Source organism: Kosakonia sp. AG348, from assembly GCF_003337365.1.
Taxonomy (GTDB): domain Bacteria; phylum Pseudomonadota; class Gammaproteobacteria; order Enterobacterales; family Enterobacteriaceae; genus Kosakonia.
Genome location: NZ_QPJR01000024.1, coordinates 1 through 1,229, shown reverse-complemented (window position 1 = coordinate 1,229; position 1,229 = coordinate 1). Strand labels below are relative to the sequence as shown.

The window sequence follows — 1,229 nt, the reverse complement described above, 5'->3', positions numbered from 1 at the left end:
TGAATCGCCACGGGTTTAACAGACACCTCAGAGTCATTTAAGATGGCTTAAAGAGAGGTGCCCATGAGCGGTAAGCGTTATCCCGAAGAGTTTAAAACTGAAGCAGTCAAACAGGTTGTTGATCGCGGTTATTCTGTTGCCAGCGTTGCAACACGTCTCGATATCACCACCCACAGCCTTTATGCCTGGATAAAGAAGTACGGTCCGGATTCTTCCACTAATAAAGAACAGTCAGATGCTCAGGCCGAGATCCGCCGTCTCCAGAAAGAGCTGAAACGGGTTACCGACGAACGGGACATATTAAAAAAAGCCGCGGCGTACTTCGCAAAGCTGTCCGACTGAGGTACGCCTTTATCCGTGACAACTCCTGTTGCTGGCCTGTTCGCCTGCTCTGTCGGGTGCTGGATGTTCATCCCAGTGGTTTTTACGCCTGGCTTCAGCAGCCGCATTCACAACGCCATCAGGCAGACCTGAGACTGACAGGACAGATTAAACAGTTCTGGCTGGAATCGGGATGCGTCTATGGTTATCGCAAAATCCATCTGGATCTGCGTGACAGCGGGCAACAGTGCGGAGTAAACAGAGTCTGGAGACTGATGAAACGTGTCGGAATAAAGGCTCAGGTCGGATACCGAAGCCCGCGGGCACGTAAAGGCGAGGCCAGTATCGTGTCACCCAACAGGCTCCAGCGACAGTTCAATCCGGATGCTCCTGATGAGCGTTGGGTAACGGACATAACCTACATCAGGACCCACGAAGGCTGGCTGTATCTTGCCGTTGTTGTTGATCTGTTCTCACGCAAAATTATCGGCTGGTCCATGCAATCCCGGATGACAAAGGACATTGTCCTGAACGCACTGCTGATGGCTGTATGGCGGCGTAATCCCGAAAAACAGGTGCTGGTTCATTCGGATCAGGGCAGTCAGTACACAAGCCATGAGTGGCAGTCGTTCCTGAAATCACACGGCCTGGAGGGTAGCATGAGCCGTCGCGGTAACTGCCATGATAATGCGGTTGCAGAAAGTTTTTTCCAGTTGTTGAAACGTGAACGGATAAAGAAAAAGATCTACGGAACGCGGGAAGAAGCCCGCAGTGATATTTTTGATTACATCGAAATGTTTTATAACAGTAAGCGTCGGCATGGTTCTAGCGAACAGATGTCACCGACAGAATATGAAAACCAGTATTATCAACGGCTCGGAAGTGTCTAGATTATCCGTGGCGATTCA

The 1,229-nt window shown here is 50.4% G+C and carries 1 protein-coding gene; it reads left to right on the top strand.

The window, feature by feature from the left end:
* Nucleotides 1-63: 63 nt before the first annotated feature.
* Nucleotides 64-1,211, top strand: a protein-coding gene (locus DFO56_RS24520) for an IS3 family transposase (protein ID WP_085949497.1) whose coding sequence is annotated in 2 segments (ribosomal slippage) — nt 64-301 and nt 301-1,211 — 1,149 coding nt in all. Because the reading frame shifts where the segments join, the coding sequence is not laid out codon by codon here.
* The last annotated feature ends 18 nt before the right edge of the window (nt 1,212-1,229 follow it).